Annotated in this window: 17 protein-coding genes; 14 read left to right on the top strand and 3 right to left on the bottom strand. The window is 48.9% G+C overall.

What is annotated here, in order from left to right; all coding sequences use genetic code 11:
* Positions 1-118: 118 nt before the first annotated feature.
* Both IEX81_RS05835 and rpiA read right to left on the bottom strand, forming a co-directional pair.
* A complete protein-coding gene (locus IEX81_RS05835; protein ID WP_188802144.1) occupies positions 119-1105 on the bottom strand; it encodes a Gfo/Idh/MocA family protein in 987 nt (328 codons plus the stop codon).
* Between the two features lie 10 nt (positions 1106-1115).
* Complete coding sequence (gene rpiA / locus IEX81_RS05840) at positions 1116-1811, bottom strand: ribose 5-phosphate isomerase A (protein ID WP_188802145.1); 696 nt, start codon at positions 1809-1811, stop codon at positions 1116-1118.
* 272 nt (positions 1812-2083) lie between these two features.
* Between rpiA and IEX81_RS05845 the strand changes: the two genes are divergently transcribed.
* The 14 genes from IEX81_RS05845 to rlmN all read left to right on the top strand — a co-directional run bounded on the left by IEX81_RS05845 (position 2084) and on the right by rlmN (position 15337).
* Positions 2084-3043 carry a sugar-binding transcriptional regulator gene (locus IEX81_RS05845; RefSeq protein ID WP_188802146.1) on the top strand — a complete coding sequence of 320 codons (960 nt, stop codon included), beginning with the start codon at positions 2084-2086 and terminating at the stop codon, positions 3041-3043.
* 231 nt (positions 3044-3274) lie between these two features.
* Complete coding sequence (locus IEX81_RS05850) at positions 3275-3502, top strand: hypothetical protein (RefSeq protein ID WP_188802147.1); 228 nt, start codon at positions 3275-3277, stop codon at positions 3500-3502.
* Entirely contained in the window at positions 3499-3834 is a 336-nt protein-coding gene (locus tag IEX81_RS05855) for a hypothetical protein (protein ID WP_188802148.1), read from the top strand. The genes IEX81_RS05850 and IEX81_RS05855 overlap by 4 nt, the downstream gene beginning before the upstream one ends.
* A 174-nt stretch (positions 3835-4008) precedes the next feature.
* Complete coding sequence (locus IEX81_RS05860) at positions 4009-4809, top strand: transporter substrate-binding domain-containing protein (RefSeq protein ID WP_188802149.1); 801 nt, start codon at positions 4009-4011, stop codon at positions 4807-4809.
* Complete coding sequence (locus IEX81_RS05865; RefSeq protein ID WP_188802150.1) at positions 4810-5502, top strand: amino acid ABC transporter permease; 693 nt, start codon at positions 4810-4812, stop codon at positions 5500-5502.
* A gap of 18 nt (positions 5503-5520) precedes the next feature.
* Positions 5521-6264 carry an amino acid ABC transporter ATP-binding protein gene (locus tag IEX81_RS05870; RefSeq protein ID WP_188802345.1) on the top strand — a complete coding sequence of 248 codons (744 nt, stop codon included), beginning with the start codon at positions 5521-5523 and terminating at the stop codon, positions 6262-6264.
* Between the two features lie 346 nt (positions 6265-6610).
* Positions 6611-7822, top strand: coding sequence for an NRAMP family divalent metal transporter (locus tag IEX81_RS05875; RefSeq protein ID WP_229727495.1), 1212 nt, complete (start codon positions 6611-6613; stop codon positions 7820-7822).
* Between the two features lie 35 nt (positions 7823-7857).
* Positions 7858-8616 carry a LamB/YcsF family protein gene (locus IEX81_RS05880; protein WP_188802151.1) on the top strand — a complete coding sequence of 253 codons (759 nt, stop codon included), beginning with the start codon at positions 7858-7860 and terminating at the stop codon, positions 8614-8616.
* Between the two features lie 19 nt (positions 8617-8635).
* Positions 8636-9436: a putative hydro-lyase gene (locus IEX81_RS05885; RefSeq protein ID WP_188802152.1), complete on the top strand. Its 801-nt coding sequence runs from the start codon at positions 8636-8638 to the stop codon at positions 9434-9436.
* 129 nt (positions 9437-9565) lie between these two features.
* Positions 9566-10276: a 5-oxoprolinase subunit PxpB gene (gene pxpB, locus IEX81_RS05890; protein ID WP_188802153.1), complete on the top strand. Its 711-nt coding sequence runs from the start codon at positions 9566-9568 to the stop codon at positions 10274-10276.
* Complete coding sequence (locus IEX81_RS05895) at positions 10276-11271, top strand: 5-oxoprolinase subunit C family protein (RefSeq protein WP_188802154.1); 996 nt, start codon at positions 10276-10278, stop codon at positions 11269-11271. Before pxpB ends, IEX81_RS05895 begins: the two co-directional genes overlap by 1 nt.
* Positions 11272-11446: 175 nt before the next feature.
* Complete coding sequence (locus IEX81_RS05900) at positions 11447-12790, top strand: C1 family peptidase (protein ID WP_308424066.1); 1344 nt, start codon at positions 11447-11449, stop codon at positions 12788-12790.
* A gap of 307 nt (positions 12791-13097) precedes the next feature.
* Complete coding sequence (locus IEX81_RS05905) at positions 13098-14135, top strand: AI-2E family transporter (RefSeq protein ID WP_188802155.1); 1038 nt, start codon at positions 13098-13100, stop codon at positions 14133-14135.
* 128 nt (positions 14136-14263) lie between these two features.
* Positions 14264-15337: a dual-specificity RNA methyltransferase RlmN gene (gene rlmN / locus IEX81_RS05910; RefSeq protein WP_188802156.1), complete on the top strand. Its 1074-nt coding sequence runs from the start codon at positions 14264-14266 to the stop codon at positions 15335-15337.
* A gap of 90 nt (positions 15338-15427) precedes the next feature.
* Here rlmN and IEX81_RS05915 read toward each other — a convergent pair whose 3' ends face one another.
* Positions 15428-16063, bottom strand: a complete 636-nt coding sequence (locus IEX81_RS05915) for a LysE family translocator (protein ID WP_188802157.1) — start codon at positions 16061-16063, stop codon at positions 15428-15430.
* Between the last annotated feature and the right edge of the window lie 261 nt (positions 16064-16324).

Raw genomic sequence — 16324 nt, forward strand, 5'->3', positions numbered from 1 at the left:
AATGAATCTCCTTTCTGTAGAGAAATGTATTTTTTGATACGCTTTCATTATAATGCAATGAACTGAAAACAAAATGAAAACGCTCTGTTTTTTTGATGTTTATAAAATTTTTATTTTTTCAGTGATCGGATTTAAGTGATTCAAAAGGATAACGGATCCCCCATTGCTCTCTGACATTGCTCAGAATCGACATGACGTCGATGGATAGAGGAAGGGTGTTCTCGGTGCCGTCCCCGCAGACCGCCGAATTCATATCTTCGAATTCATAGACCATGGCTTTTGATGTGTCGCCCGCCTCAATGACTTCGGCTGTTCCGTCAGGGTAGGTGATCGTAGCACTGCTCGCCCGCGGGAAATTATCCACCGTGATATAGGCTTTGTCTCCCGTGACGATTCCCCTTTTCGGCAGTTTTGCCCGCATGGTCAGGGTAATCACAGCCATTTCATCATCCGGATTTTTTAAAATAATGCCGGATTGCTCGTCGACACCAGTCTCAAACGGTTTAACCGTAGTCAGAATTTCGCCCGGCTGGCTCGACAGAAAGAAACGGGTGAAGGATAAAGCATAAGTACCGATATCCAGCAGCGCGCCGCCGGCAAGATCCATGTTGAAGAAACGGCTTTTGACATCATACGGTTTCAGGCTGCCGAAGGAGACCTGGACCATCTTCAGTTGGCCGATTTTTCCGCCGGCCACCATTTCTTTCAGTTTCCGGTAAAGTGGCATGTGGTAAATCGTCATGGCCTCAGCAACAATAAGATGTTTGTCCTTCGCCAGCTGAACGACACGGTTCAGCTGCTTGCTGCTGACCGTGATGGCCTTCTCACAAAGTACGTGTTTACCGTTTTCCAGACACTTGATCAAATACTCATAGTGGTTGGAGTGCGGTGTTGAGAGATAGACGATGTCGATGTTGTTGTCCTTCAGCATCTCGTCATAGTCGCCGAATGCCTTTTCAATATGATGTTTTTCGGCAAAATCTTTCGCCCGGTCCAGACTGCGAGACCCTGCGGCGTAAATGGTTCCGCCTGCCCCATGTACCGCCTCGGCAAATTCCGCGGCGATTCCTCCGGGACCGAGAATGGCCCAATTGAGCGTTTTCATTGTTTTCACCTCATTGATTTTGATTTTTCAAGATCCAGCGTAAACCACTGTCGCCGGCAACAAGTGCCCGGGTCACAACGTTTGTAAAAAGGGAAGTATCGATCACACCGCTGATTGCTTTTAAATCCTTTTCAAGGATATCTATATCGTCGACTTGTTTGAAGAAGACATCCATCAGCAGATGGCCGTTATCGCTCACCGTAAAACCGTCCTTTGCCGCACTTTTGCGCATCATGGGTTCGCCGCCCAGAGCGGCCGCTTTTCTTTTGACGTAGGCCGCCGCGTCCTGCAGAATTTCCAGAACGACGGGCTGTTCAAAGGTCAGCCTGTCCGCAACTTTTGATTCGTCGACGAGCAGAATATAGTCGTCCGCCATCGAAGCAATCAGTTTTTCTTTGGTGTGGATACCGCCCCCGCTTTTCAGCGCATGGAGCCATTTATCAACCTGATCGCATCCATCAAAAGCGAGATCAACATGGTCGATCGTCTCGGTATGAAGGACGTCGAGCCCGTTTTCCAGGCATTGCAGTTTGGTTTTTAAGGAAGGGGTTACAATTTTAACGTGAAGTTCTTTTGCTTGCTTAATGTACCCGATCAGGTAACCGATTGTGCTTCCGCCGCCCAAACCAATGATCATGTGGCTGCGAATCAGTTTTAAGGCTTCTCTGGCGCAGTCTTGTTTAATCGTGTCCTGGCTCGTCTCCATCATCTCCCCACATTTGCACATTTGTGCAATTAAAAGCAATATGTGCATCTTTCTGGCTCAAGTATACCGTCGCCCCCGATCCCTGTCAAACTTTTTTTGGAAGCCCTTACTACCTCTTTGAAAAAAATTGTGATACAGCGGATGATCAGCGAGTTTTCAAAATGAGAACGTTTTACACGAAGGGGACCCCGCGAGTATAATGGACAGAAAATGAAACGCACAAATTATCGGATGCTGAACAAATGTGCCGAAAGAGGAAAGCGGGAAATGCAGTGGAAAAAAAGACGGACAGGATGCTGTTAATCAGAATTGCCCAAATGTATTATGAGCAGAACATGACACAGAGCCAGATTGCCAAAGAACTGGGGATCTACCGCACGACGATCAGCAGGCTGCTGAAAAAAGTGAAGGAAGACGGCATAGTCAGGATCACGATAAATTACGGTATTGCGGGAGACAACATAGCTGCCGAACAAACGTTGAAGAAACGATTCAGACTGAAAGAGGCGATTGTCGTGTCCGTAGACCGCAATCAGTCCGGTGCGGTGAAGCTTCAGGCGATCGGGCAGGCCTGCGCTAGGTTGCTGGCCAAGATCATCAAGGACGGCGATGTGATCGGGTTTTCCTGGGGGAGCAGTCTGGCGGAGACGGTGGATGCCCTTGAGACTTCACGTAGAAAAGGCGTTGTCTGTGTGCCTCTTGTCGGCGGATCTTCAGGCAAACTTGAAAGCCGTTTTCATTCCAACACCATATGCTACCAGGCGGCATTAAAGCTTGGGGCTCAGTCACTGATGATTGATCTGCCGACCATTGTAGAAAAAAAGGAAACGAGAGACGATATTCTTCGCTCGAGCCACTTTCGGGAAATTGCGTCGATGTGGGAGCACCTGTCGGTCGCTGTCTTCGGAATAGGCTCGATGAACATCACGGGGCGATCGACATGGCATGCTTTCTATGGTGAGGAAACGGTGAAAGAACTGGGTGACAGGAAAGCTGCGGGAGACATCTGTTCGCGCTTTTTTGATGAAAAGGGTGTGCCTGTTCAAACGAGTCTGTCGGAGCGGACAATTACGATACAGCTTGAAAAACTCAAGCGGGCCCGCTATGCCATCGGCGTCGCCGAATCTCTGGAAAAAGTGCCCGGAATTGCCGGCGCGTTGAGGGGCGGCTATATCAATGCGCTGGTGACGACCGAAGAGACGGCAGCGGGCATTATTAAACTGACCGAGTGAAATAAAAAGTCCGCCAGCAGGCTGTAAAGCCTGTATTCCTCAGATCCCTTAGGAATTTGGCCGCTTCTCTCCAACTGTGTACTACAGGAATTAAAACGCGAAAACGCCTTGCCAAGGCAAGATCAGGTGCTGACCTTGTCGGCGTACGCTTCTCTGTTAATTGCAGCCATTTTGAGAAAATCAAGTTGAAGGAAACGAACGATCACCTCCTCACGCAGAGAATGCTTCGTCATGGGTAAATCGCCCGTCGTGAGTCAATCGCCCGGAAAGGAGAACGAATCGCCCCAAAAGATGGAACAATCGCCCCAAAACAGTCCGGAATCGCCCTGTACAGCTGGCGAATCGTCCCGTCATGAGTCAATCACCCGGAAAGGAGAGCGAATCGCTCCAAAAGATGGAACAATCGCCCCAAAACAGTCCGGAATCGCCCTGTACAGTTGGCGAATCGCCCCGTCATGAGTCAATCGCCCGGAAAGGAGAACGAATCGCTCCAAAAGATGGAACAATCGCCCCAAAACAGTCCGGAATCGCCCTGTACAGTTGGCGAATCGCCCCGTCATGAGTCAATCGCCCGGAAAGGAGAACGAATCGCTCAAAAGATGGAACAATCGCCCCAAAACAGTCCGGAATCGCCCTGTACAGCTGGCGAATCGTCCCGTCATGAGTCAATCACCCGGAAAGGAGAGCGAATCGCTCCAAAAGATGGAACAATCGCAGAAATACCTGCCTGGATTTCCGGTTGCCTAATTGAGAAAGTGGTGGTAGAATTATCGCTGATAATGGCCGCTTAATTACATACGTTTACTTGGAATTGATTCACCTGCCTATATAATTGAGCTTTCAGGGCGGATTGCTGATAAGGAATCGTACGGGTTAGGCAAGCATGAAACGTGATGATACTTTAAGGCGCATGAATACAGAAACAGAACATGCGGCCAGAATGTACGGGACAGGGAGGAATAAAAATGAAAAAAATAATTTTAAGCTTATTGATTGCCGTTCTGGCGCTGTCATTGGCAGCCTGCGGCTCGCAAAGCAGTGGCTCCTCGAAATCCGGAAGTAGTGCACTGGATCAGATAAAGAAAAAAGGTGTACTGACGGTTGGCACGGAGGGCACCTACGCACCGTACACCTACCATGACAACAAGACGAACGACCTGGTCGGATTTGATGTCGATGTCATTCGGGCGGTCGGCCAGCGTCTCGGTGTAAAGGTACAGTTCAAGGAATCGGTCTGGGATTCACTGTTTGCCGGACTGAACGCCAAGCGATTTGACACCATTGCCAATGATGTAGCCGTGACGCCGGATCGTCTGAAAAAATATGATTTTTCCAGTGTTTATTCGACATCAGAATCCGTGATCGTGACACGCGCAAATAATAATAAGACTAAAACTCTGAACGACTTGAAAGGTGTTAAAGTTGCCCAAAGTTTGACCAGCAACTTTGGTGAAGAGACAAAGAAAGCGGGAGCGGTTATCGTCGGCGAAGATGACTTGTCGAAGGCCCTGAAGCTCGTCAGTCAGGGCAGAGCGGATGCGCTCGTTAACGATCAGGGTGCCGTGCTGCAGTACTTCAATACAACGAAAGACAACTCCCTGAAAATTGCCGCTGTCGTGCCGACCGATACCGCAAACGTTGCTTTCCCTGTTCTGAAAGGCAGCGGACTGGATAAAGCCTTCACAAAAGAGCTGCAGGCGCTGAAGAAAGACGGCACACTGAAGAAAATATCAGAGAAGTATTTTGGAAAGGACATCAGTAAGTAAATGTCATTCTTTGTACTGGGCCAGGTTACAGTAGACTGGCAGCTTGCCGCTCACTCTTTCTGGCCGATTTTACAGGGCGGTTTAGTCTACACGATCCCGCTGGCCATTATCTCTTTTATTTTTGGACTCATGATTGCGATGGTTATGGCAATTTTGCGCCTTTCGCATATCAAACCGCTTCAAACGATTGCCCGTGTCTATATTTCGATCATTCGCGGGACGCCTCTGCTTGTGCAGCTTTCGATCATCTACTTCGGTCTGCCTGATCTCGGCATTGAAATCAGTCCGTTTCTCGGCGCAATCGTTGCTCTTTCAATGAACGTCGGCGGCTATGCGGCTGAAACGATCCGCGCGTCGATACTCTCCGTGCCCAAGGGCCAGTGGGAGGCAGGCTACACGATCGGCATGAACTATTTTCAGACGCTGCGGCGGATTATCCTGCCGCAGGCCGCACGCGTGTCGGTTCCGCCGCTGTCGAATACATTTATCAGTCTTGTTAAAGATACATCACTTGCTTCAACGGTTACGGTGACGGAACTTTTCAGAAAAGCGCAGGAAATAACGGCTACAAGCTACGACTTTCTGCTGCTCTATTCAGAGGCCGCCTTGATTTACTGGATTTTCTGTTTTTTCCTTTCTCTCCTGCAGGGACGGATCGAAGCCAGACTGGACCGTTATGTGGCTTCAAATTAAGGAGGAAGAAGATTTATGATGCTCACAGTAAGCGGGATTCATAAGTCGTTTGGCGATAATAAAATATTGAAGGGCATTGATTTTACTCTGGATGAAGGAAAAGTGCTGGTCATTATCGGTCCGTCCGGTTCAGGAAAAACAACCATCCTCCGCAGTCTCAACCTGCTCGAGATTCCGGAGAAGGGAACACTTCAGATTGATGATAGGACGATTGATTTTGAGCAGACGGTTTCACAAAACAGCAGGCGGGAGATACGTAAAAAATCAGCGATGGTTTTTCAAGGCTACAACCTGTTTCCGCATAAAACGGTGCTGGAAAATGTCATCGAAGGGCCGGTTTTTGTTCAAAAGGTGCCAAGAGAAAAAGCGGTCGTTCATGCGAAGCAGCTTCTCAGCAAAGTCGGATTGTCGGCACATCTGGACAAATACCCGCATCAATTATCGGGCGGACAGCAGCAGCGGGTCGGCATCGCCCGGGCGGTAGCCTTGAAACCGAAACTGCTGCTCTTTGATGAACCAACTTCGGCTCTCGATCCGGAACTGGTTGCCGATGTTCTGAAGGTGATGAAAGACCTGGCTCAGGAAGGGTGGACGATGGTCATTGTCACTCACGAACTTAAATTTGCATCGGAAGTCGCGGATGAAGTGCTGTTCATGGATAACGGTGTTATTCTTGAACAAGGCAGCCCTGAATCTATTTTCGGGCATCCGCGTCATGAACGGACCAAGCAGTTTCTCAGCCGTATTCTGAAACAAGTATGAGCCGTCCAGACAGCTGAATCATAGGTTTATGTCTAAGACCCGGGGTGAATCACCCCGGGTTCTTTCGATTACTATAAGAAAGTACAAATTTTTAAAGGATTATAGTATAAGCGCAACTAAGGCAACCCCCGCGCCAAAGGCTTGACGAAGTCAAGTTTTCTAATGTACCCGTCAAAGAGTGAAAACGTCGAGACTTGATACTTTTGAAGAGCGCTGAAAGGAAAATTTTATCCTTAAAACCATCGAATATATGTTGATATAAATTTCCAGAAATTAATCGTAATTTGAAAACTTTTTTAAATTCGCGTATAATCGTGCTATATTTCAGTTTCAGGCGGTGAGTTATTTGGAAAAGAACAAACGGACAGCATTCAATATTGCGATGGGAGCGGCCTTCCTTATGGCGATGTCGGCCGTCGGTCCCGGTTTTCTGACCCAGACGGCGACTTTTACCTCGCAATTGGGTGCGGATTTTGGTTTCGCTATTTTAATTTGTATATTGGTGGATATTGGCGTCCAGCTTAATATCTGGCGTATCATCGTTGTTTCAGGGAAAAAAGCGCAGACGATTGCCAATGAACTGCTTCCCGGTCTCGGTTATTTATTGACCGCGTTGATTGTCATGGGCGGCCTGACTTTCAACATCGGCAATATTGGCGGTGTTGGGCTGGGTTTTAATGTCCTGTTCGGTATATCGCCGGAGAACGGAGCGCTGATCGGGGGAGCCATTGCTCTTATCATTTTTCTTGTTCGCAATGCACTTATTGTGATGGACCGGACCGTTCAGGTTCTTGCGGTCGTAAAAGTTCTGCTGATCGTTTTTATTGTTGCGATCAGTGCTCCACCGGTCGGCCAGGCGGCCTACCACGCCTTTCTTCCCTCCCATATTGATTTTTACTCGATTGTGACCATTGTCGGCGGTACCGTCGGCGGGTACATTTCATTTTCAGGCGGACACCGTTTGCTTGAGGGCGGTCTCAGAGGAAAAAACAGTGTACGTTACATAAACGAAGGCGCGCTGACAGGTATCGGCGTTGCATCGGTCATCCGCATCCTGCTGTTTCTGGCAGCCCTGGCTGTGATTGCCGAAGGATTTAAGCTTAATCCCCTGAACCCGGCGGCGAGCGTTTTCCAGTCGGCAGCAGGGAATTTCGGTTATAAATTTTTCGGGCTCATTTTATTTGCGGCCGGAATGACTTCAACACTGGGTTCAACCTTTACATCCGTTTCATTTCTGGATTATTCTAGATCTGAACAGAAAAATGATCTGTACCAAAAAATCCGGCCGTATCTGGTTATTTTCTTTATTGTCTTTTCAACGGCAATCTTCTATTTTATCGGCAGCCCGGCGAAGGTGCTTGTCATGGTCGGTGCGATTAACGGGCTCATTCTTCCGATTGCACTGGCTATTCTGCTGATCGCCGTGACAAAAAAGAGGATTATGGGGGATGGATACAAACACCCGATCTGGCTTTCGATTACCGGCTGGATTATTGTCGCATTTATGGCATACGCGGGTGTTCAATCGCTCATCAAGGGATTCTCGTCTCTTTTCTGAGAGATTAATTGTTTTTGAAGGAGAATGATTTTAAAATGGTTCAGATCGATTTGAACTGCGATTTGGGAGAAAGCTTCGGCCGCTATGTCATCGGAAATGACGAAAAAGTCCTGCCGCTGATTTCATCCGCAAATATTGCCTGCGGGTTTCACGCGGGAGACTCTTCAGAAATGCACCGGACGGTTGGCCGGGCGAAGAAAAACGCGGTTGCGATCGGCGCACATCCCGGGCTTCGCGATCTCGAAGGGTTCGGACGGCGGGAGATGAACGTTACTCCGGCGGAAGTCTACGATATGGTCGTCTACCAGGTGGGGGCTTTGCAGGCGTTCGCCCGCACCCAGAAGGTCAGGGTGAATCACGTCAAGCCTCACGGGGCGTTATATCATATGGCTTCCGATCACGAGGACATGGCTGAGGCGGTCGTTCAGGCTGTAAAAGACGTCAGCGCCGATTTGCTGCTTTTTGGCATGGACGGCACTTATCTGACAGCGGCCGCTGAAAAGGCGGGTCTTCATGTGGTTTATGAGGCTTATGCGGACCGCACCTATCAACCGGACGGATCCCTGACTGCCCGTTCGCAGCCGAATGCGCTGATCACAGACGAGGATCAGGCGATCAGGCAGGTTCTGCAGATGATCCATGACGGAACAGTGACGACTGCAAGCGGCAAAAAAGTTTCTGTCCGCGCCGAAACGATCTGCCTGCATGGAGATGGCGAAGCGGCGCTCGCTTTTGCAGAAAAAATAAATCGGGAGTTAAAGAATCAGGGCATTGAGATAGCGGCCTGGCATTGATGTTATGGAGATGACTGAAATGACTGAGTTTGAAAATTTATCCGGTATGCTGCCTTCCAAGGTTCGTCAATTGATTCGCGAAGGTAAATGGCGAAAACCAACAAGCGGTCTTTCCAATGGCTATACACAGGCGAACCTGGTCATATTACCCCAAAAATACGCGTACGACTTTTTGCTTTTCTGCCAGCGCAATCCGCGTCCCTGCCCTTTGCTGGAAGTGCTTGATACCGGGGATGCGATCGTGAAATTGATGGCGGATCACGCGGATATACGGACAGAAATTCCGAAATACCGTATATACAAACACGGGGTATTGACCGATGAAGTCACCGATATCAAACGGATGTGGCGGGAGGATTTTGTTTCTTTTCTGATCGGCTGCAGTTTCAGCTTTGAACAGGCGCTGCTGGAAAATGATGTTCCCGTCCGCCAGATTGAAGAGCAATGCAATGTCCCGATGTACCGGACGAATATTCCCTGCAGATCGGCAGGCGTCTTCAAAGGACCGATGGTTGTCAGCATGCGTCCGATGACCGAACGGCAGGCGATAAGAGCGATTCAGGTGACCAGCCGCTTTCCGTCTGTTCATGGTGCTCCGGTTCACTTCGGCGATCCCGCGAAAATCGGTGTTTCCGATCTGTCCCATCCGGATTTTGGCGATGCGGTCACGATTCATGATTATGAGATCCCGGTATTCTGGGCTTGCGGTGTGACGCCGCAGGCCGCGGTGATGGCTTCCAGACCCGAGATTGCGATTACGCATGCCCCCGGGCATATGTTCATTACAGACCGAAAGGATACGGCGTTCAGTATTCTTTAACACAAGCGCTTCACTCATATGCATGAATAGAAAATAAGTCTGTTCATTCCGTTTTTTGTCGGTGCGAACAAGGGGAACTTGCCCATGGGCGAGTTTTCTTTTTAATTAGATGCAGGGTGGAATACAGAAATGAAAATAGAACCTTTTGGTGAACTGGCGGTCCGCGTCATTTTCGGGGATCGCATTGATCCGGTCATTCAGCAGAAAATCAATCAGTTCACAGCTTTTTTTGACAGGCATCCATTCGGCGGATTCATTGAATATGTACCCGCCTATACTAATGTGGTCTTTTACTATGATCCGCGCCAAGTGATTGCATATGGGAAAAAGGATCTGCCGGCCCAGCAGCAGGTGGTCGATTATCTGCTGGGGCTCCTAGAGCGTATGGCAGAAAGGAAGAAGCAGGAGAAAAGCAGAAGAACGGTGCATATCCCCGTGTGTTATGGCGGCGATTTTGGACCGGATCTGAGGGAAGTCGCGGACATCCACAATCTGTCCGTTGATGAAGTGATCGCCAAACATTCCGAACCGGAATATCTCGTGTATATGCTTGGTTTTGCTCCGGGTTTTCCATTTCTTGGAGGACTGCCGGAAGAGCTTGCCACACCGAGGCGGGCTGCCCCGAGGGTAAAAATCGCCGCTGGTTCGGTCGGCATTGCCGGCCGACAGACCGGTGCGTACCCGCTTGATTCGCCGGGCGGCTGGCAGATTATCGGCCGCACACCTTTGCCTCTCTTCACTCCCGATACCGATCCCCCGACGCTGCTCATGGCCGGGGACCTCGTTAAGTTCGATCCGATCACAGAGCAGGAGTACAAACGGACAAAGGAGAGAAGATGATGGCTTTCACAGTGATTCAAAAGGGTTTCGCCGCCTCCGTGCAGGACCTCGGCCGCACGGGTTACCAGCGGTTCGGAATGATTGTGGGGGGTGTCATGGATCCGCCTTCGGCCAAACTGGCTAACTGGCTTGTCGCCAATCCTTCGTCGACCGCCGTGATTGAATATTCTTTTATGGGACCGACCGTGCTCTTTACCGAGGACACGCTGTTCGCGATAACGGGCGCGGAGTGCAGGCCGAAACTGGATAATCGGGCAGTCGGCATCGGCCGGCCGCTTCTGGCGCGGGAAGGCCAGATTCTTTCCATCGGTGGGCTTGCATCTGGCAGCAGAGGCTATTTTGCGGTAGCCGGGGGAATTGACACCGATCCGTGGTTTAACAGCCGGTCGACTTACGAACGGGCAAAACAGGGCGGTTTTAAGGGCCGCCCTTTAATGGAGCAGGACCGTCTGCCCGTCGGCCGGCCTTCTTCTCTTGCAGCCGGGGTCATGGACGATCCTGTTCCGGAAGACGGCTGGTTTTTCTCACTGCGCCGGTCCTATCAGGGCGTTCAGACGATCCGGGTAACATTAGATACGCTCTGGCCGAGATTTTCAGCTGAAAGCCGAAATAAGTTTCTCAGATCCGCTTATCGCGTGACGGCATCGTCCGATCGAATGGGATACAGACTGGAGGGTGAGAATCTGTCGCTCGAACATCCGCTTGAGCTCTACTCGGAGGCGGTCACAAACGGTTCGATACAGGTTCCCCGCAGCGGGCAGCCGATTATTCTTTTAACCGATCATCAATCGACCGGCGGTTATCCGCGTATCGCGCAGGTCGCAGCCGTGGATCTGCCTCTCTTGTCTCAGCTTCCGCCGGGCAGCGTACTGAATTTCAAAAAAATTACCGTGCTTCAGGCGGAGCAACTTTTTTTGAAACAAGCCGAACGGCTGGAACTTCTGCAAAAAAGAGTGACCCGGAAACTGGAAAGCCTGCGGGCGGGACGGCATTAGAGGCCGGGTCCCTGTCGCTTCGGCAGGAAGGGACAGTCCAGTCCGTACAAAAGTATGTCAGAAATTCTTACATATTTTTGTACGGATGGGCATCTTTAGCAGTTAACGGTTTTGCTAGTGTTTCTTTTTAAGCATATAATGATCTTGGGAGTTGTTTACGGAGGGGGAAACGGAATTGACAAAGGAAATTTCAGCATCCATGGTTACTAAGTATTCCGACAAAATACAGACAAAGCCGAAGAACAAAATTGTCAAAGATGCGATCATGAAAAACGGTATCAATGCCGCAACTTTAAACAACGATTCGCTCGTATCTATGAATCCTGTATTCTCTGAGGAGATCGAAACCGGGAAAGTCACCGACCAGAAAATGAGCGGCAGATGCTGGATGTTTGCAGCACTGAACACGTTCCGCCACAAACTGAACGATATGTTCAATTTGAAAGACTTCGAGCTGTCTCAGAATTATACGTTGTTCTGGGATAAATTTGAAAAATCAAACTATTTTCTGGAAAGTGTCATCGAAACAGCCGATGAGCCGCTGGACGGCCGGCTTGTTTCATGGCTTATGGCGACACCTCAGCAGGACGGCGGTCAGTGGGATATGCTTGTGGCCATCATCGAAAAATACGGTGTCGTTCCGAAGCAGGTCATGCCGGAAACATTTCAGAGCAGCCGTACAAGGGAACTGAATGGTCTTCTCAACGCCAAGCTGCGCGAAGACGCGGGCGTGCTGCGAAAAATGCATGAAAAGGGAAAGTCGAAAGCCGATCTTGAAGAAGTCAAGGATGAAATGCTTGGTGATATCTACAGAATTCTCGCTTTCTCACTTGGTGAACCTCCGAAGACATTTGATTTCGAGTACCGTGATGAGGATAAGAAAGAATTTCACAGGGAAACAGGTATCACTCCCAAGGAGTTTTTTAAGAAATACGTCGGGCTGAATCTGGATGACTATGTCAGCATCATCAATGCGCCAACGGCAGACAAACCATTCAAGAAGACCTACACAGTGCAGTTTCTCGGGACCGTTGCCGGTGGCCGCAAGATCAAGTATTTAAATGTCGACATCGATACGCTGAAGAATCTGGCCATCAGTCAGATTAAAGACAAGGAAACTGTCTGGTTCGGGTGTGACGTGGTTCTTTATTCGGACAGCAAGCTCGGCATCATGGATAAGGATCTCTACGATTACGACACGGCGTTCAGCACGGAATTCAAACTTTCCAAAGCAGAGCGTTTGGACTATAAGGAAAGCTGTCTGACGCATGCTATGGTTTTGTCCGGTGTCAATCTTGTTGACGGCAAGCCGAACCGTTGGAAGGTTGAAAATAGCTGGGGAGAAAAAGTCGGAAATAAAGGATATTTTGTGATGAGCGACAAATGGATGGATGAATTCACCTACCAGGTTGTGGTCAACAAAAAATATCTTTCCGATGAATTGAAAGAGGCCTATGAACAGGAGCCTGTTGAGTTGAAGCCATGGGATCCGATGGGGGCCCTCGCCTTGATGAAGTAAACGAGGCTTAAACAGCCGAAAGCCGTCCGGCAGCAAATCCGGGCGGCTTTTTCTGCAGGTTAAGCCCCGGGTCCCCGGCTTCAGGGCCGGTTTAAAATAGCAGATCATTGATTCGGATTGTTTGGCAATAAGTGAAATTCTGAAAATTTCTTGACGGAGCCCGGCTGAGACCGTGTTTCTTCTAATTTTATTTTGCATAATTTCTGAAAACCATCTAGAATGAAAGTATATTGCCATGTCCAAGATAAAAAGAATAAGGAACGGAAAACCGGACCTGAGAAAACAGAATGGGGAAACTGGATCAATTATGAACAGACTTATTGATTATTTGAAGAAGCAATCTGTCAGGCGGGTGCTTATTTTTGGCCTGCTGATTTTTATTTTGTACCTTTTGAAAAGCTTGATTAATTTGCTTTTGCTGACCTTTATTTTTTCGTTCCTGATTGACCGTCTGGAAACTTTTGTTCACCAAAAGCTCAAGATCCCACGCCGGCTGATCGTCGTTCTTCTTTATTTACTGATTGCGCTCGGCATTTATGTTTCGATAACCTTCTATCTGCCGGTTATATCCGAACAGACGGTCGAACTGTTTAAATCCATCATGAAAACCATTAAAGACTTTCAAGGTTCCGTTCTCGGAAATGCGATTCTTGACCAATTGAAGAAATACAATGTGAATACGTATCTGGGTTCCGGTGTGAAGATTCTGATCGATTCATTCTCAACATTCGGCTCGTTCGCCGTCGATCTCTTTCTTGCGCTGCTGCTCAGCCTGTTCTTTTCACTGGAAAAAGACCGCCTGATTACGTTTGCGGCCGGCTTTAAAAAAAGCCAAATCGGTTTTCTTTACGATGAAGCGGCTTTTTTCGGCGCACGTTTTATCGATACGTTTGGTAAAGTGCTGGAGGCACAGTTCGTAATAGCGATTGTAAACACTGCGATCACATCAGTGATTCTCTCAATTCTTCATTTTCCGCAATTGTTCAGCTTGATTCTGATGATCTTTGTGCTGAGTCTGATCCCTGTTGCGGGAGTTATTATTTCTCTTATACCGCTTTGCATGATCGGTTATACTATCGGTGGAATCCAGGATGTCATCTATATGGTGCTGACGATTCTCGCCGTACATGGTGTGGAGGCTTACGTACTTAATCCCAAACTGATGTCGGCTAAAACCGAACTGCCTGTCTTCCTGACTTTTGTCGTATTAATTTTCTCCGAGCATTTTTTTGGCATCTGGGGCCTGATCGTCGGACTTCCGGTTTTCGTCTTTCTGATTGATGTTCTTGACGTGCAATACAAACGTCCGGGGAAAAAATTATCTTTCAGGCGGTCCAAGGACTGACCGCGATATTTCTCCCGGATCCGCGCGGGGTATTCCGGATCTTCGAAAATATTCCGGTCATTCTTGCACATTGAAACGGTAGTCGGTATGATGAAAACATCACGCGGTTTTTTGAAAGAGGTTAGGAAATGGACAAACAATCCATATACGGTTTGACATTCGAACAGTTGACGGCATGGGTATTGGAGCACGGAGAGAAAAAGTTTCGCGCGGCGCAGATCTGGGACTGGCTTTATGTGAAACGCGCCGGCGATTTCGACGAGATGACCAATCTGTCCGGGAAAAGCATCGGGCTGCTTAAAGCGTATTTTGTGATGGGGACTTTGAAGGAGCAGATTGCACAGAAGGCGAAGGACGGAACGACAAAATTTCTTTTTCAGCTGACGGACGGCAACCTGATCGAGACCGTGCTGATGCCGCATGAATACGGGCTTTCAGTCTGCGTGACCTCGCAGGTCGGCTGCAACATCGGCTGCAGTTTCTGTGCAAGCGGGCTGCTGCGGAAGAACCGTGATCTGACAAGCGGCGAAATGGTTGAACAGCTTGTCGCGATTCAGAAGCGTCTTGATCAGGCGGGAAACGGGGAACGGGTCGGCCATATCGTCGTCATGGGGATTGGCGAACCGTTCGATAATTTTGATCACGTCATAGACTTCCTGCGGATTATCAATGATCAAAAGGGTCTGTCGATCGGTGCCCGGCACATCACGGTGTCGACGAGCGGAATTGTTCCGAAGATTTATGAGTTCGCCGATATCGACTGGCAGGTTAATCTGGCTATTTCGCTTCACGCGCCGAATAACGAGCTGCGCAGCCGGATCATGAAGATCAATCGCGCCTATCCGATCGAGAAACTGATGGAAGCCGTGGACTATTATCTGAAAAAGACCAATCGCCGAATCACATTTGAATATATTATGCTTAAAGACATTAACGATCATAAAGAAGAGGCGCTTCAGCTTGCCGGGCTGCTGGAGGACAAGCGTCATCTGGCCTTTGTCAATCTGATTCCGTACAATCCGGTCGAGGAGCATTCGGAATATCAGCGCAGTGAAAAAGACGCGGTCGCCGCTTTTTACGACACGCTGCAGAAAAAGGGCATTAATGCTGTTGTCCGTAAGGAATTCGGAACGGATATCGACGCTGCCTGCGGGCAGCTGCGAAGCAAACAGATCAGGAAAGAAAAGGTGCGCAGATCCTGAACTGGATGGATCCGGACAAGTGCATATGGAAAGTCCATATCAGGGTGGGGAAACTCACCCTGATACTTTTTAAGTCGAGTGTGCGCGGGCTCAGTTCTGCCTGTCAAACGCCAGCTTAATGCCGAATCCGATTAAAATAAACCCTGTCATGCCCTGAATGGCCCGCCGGACAGCAGGCTTTTGGATCCATACCCTGATGAGGTCAATGAGTACGACATAAACCGAAAAAAGAATAAAGTTCAACAGAACATGAGTCAGTCCGAGAATGATGAACGGAAGCGCCGAACGGTTGTCCGGACTGATAAATTGCGGCAGAAAGGTCAGAAAGAAAACAGCGACCTTCGGATTCAGCAGATCGGTCAGTAGGCCCTGAAGGTAATTATTTCCGGAGCGGACAGCGGGCCTTGCTGCGGATGGCCCAATTTCGAACGCAGGACGCTCGTTCTTGCGCAGAGCAAAGAGAGCACGGGTACCCAGATACGTCAGATAGACCGCTCCCGCATATTTGAATAGAGAAAAGAGAAAAGCGGATTTTACAAGAAGCGCGGACAGGCCAAGAGCAGCGGCGGTTGTATGAATGAGAAGAGCGGTTGTGGTACCGCTGATAGTCAGGATACCGCCCGCCTTTCCCGAGACCAGTGTGTTTTTTGTCGTAAGGGCCATATCAGGTCCCGGAAGCAGAATAAGCGGGATGGAGACAAGTATAAAAAGCAGGAAATGTTCCAATTTTTTCACCTCACGGTTCAGTCCGGCAAGTTATTGATTCAGCACTTTTTTAATGCTCTTCTCACAGCGCTTCGCCTTTTTCCTCAGTCCGGCGTACATTTTGACCTGCAGAATCACTAGAGTGAGCATGGCACAGAAGGTGAAGGCATACATGGAAAAGGCCCAGATATTTTTCGTGTCCGTGCCGGATAAAAATATTTTATTGTAATTCTGATTATTCAGTCTTATTTATTTTGGGTTGCTTACTGTTGATTTTTCCAA

This window comes from Sporolactobacillus putidus (assembly GCF_014647035.1).
Taxonomy (GTDB): domain Bacteria; phylum Bacillota; class Bacilli; order Bacillales; family Sporolactobacillaceae; genus Sporolactobacillus; species Sporolactobacillus putidus.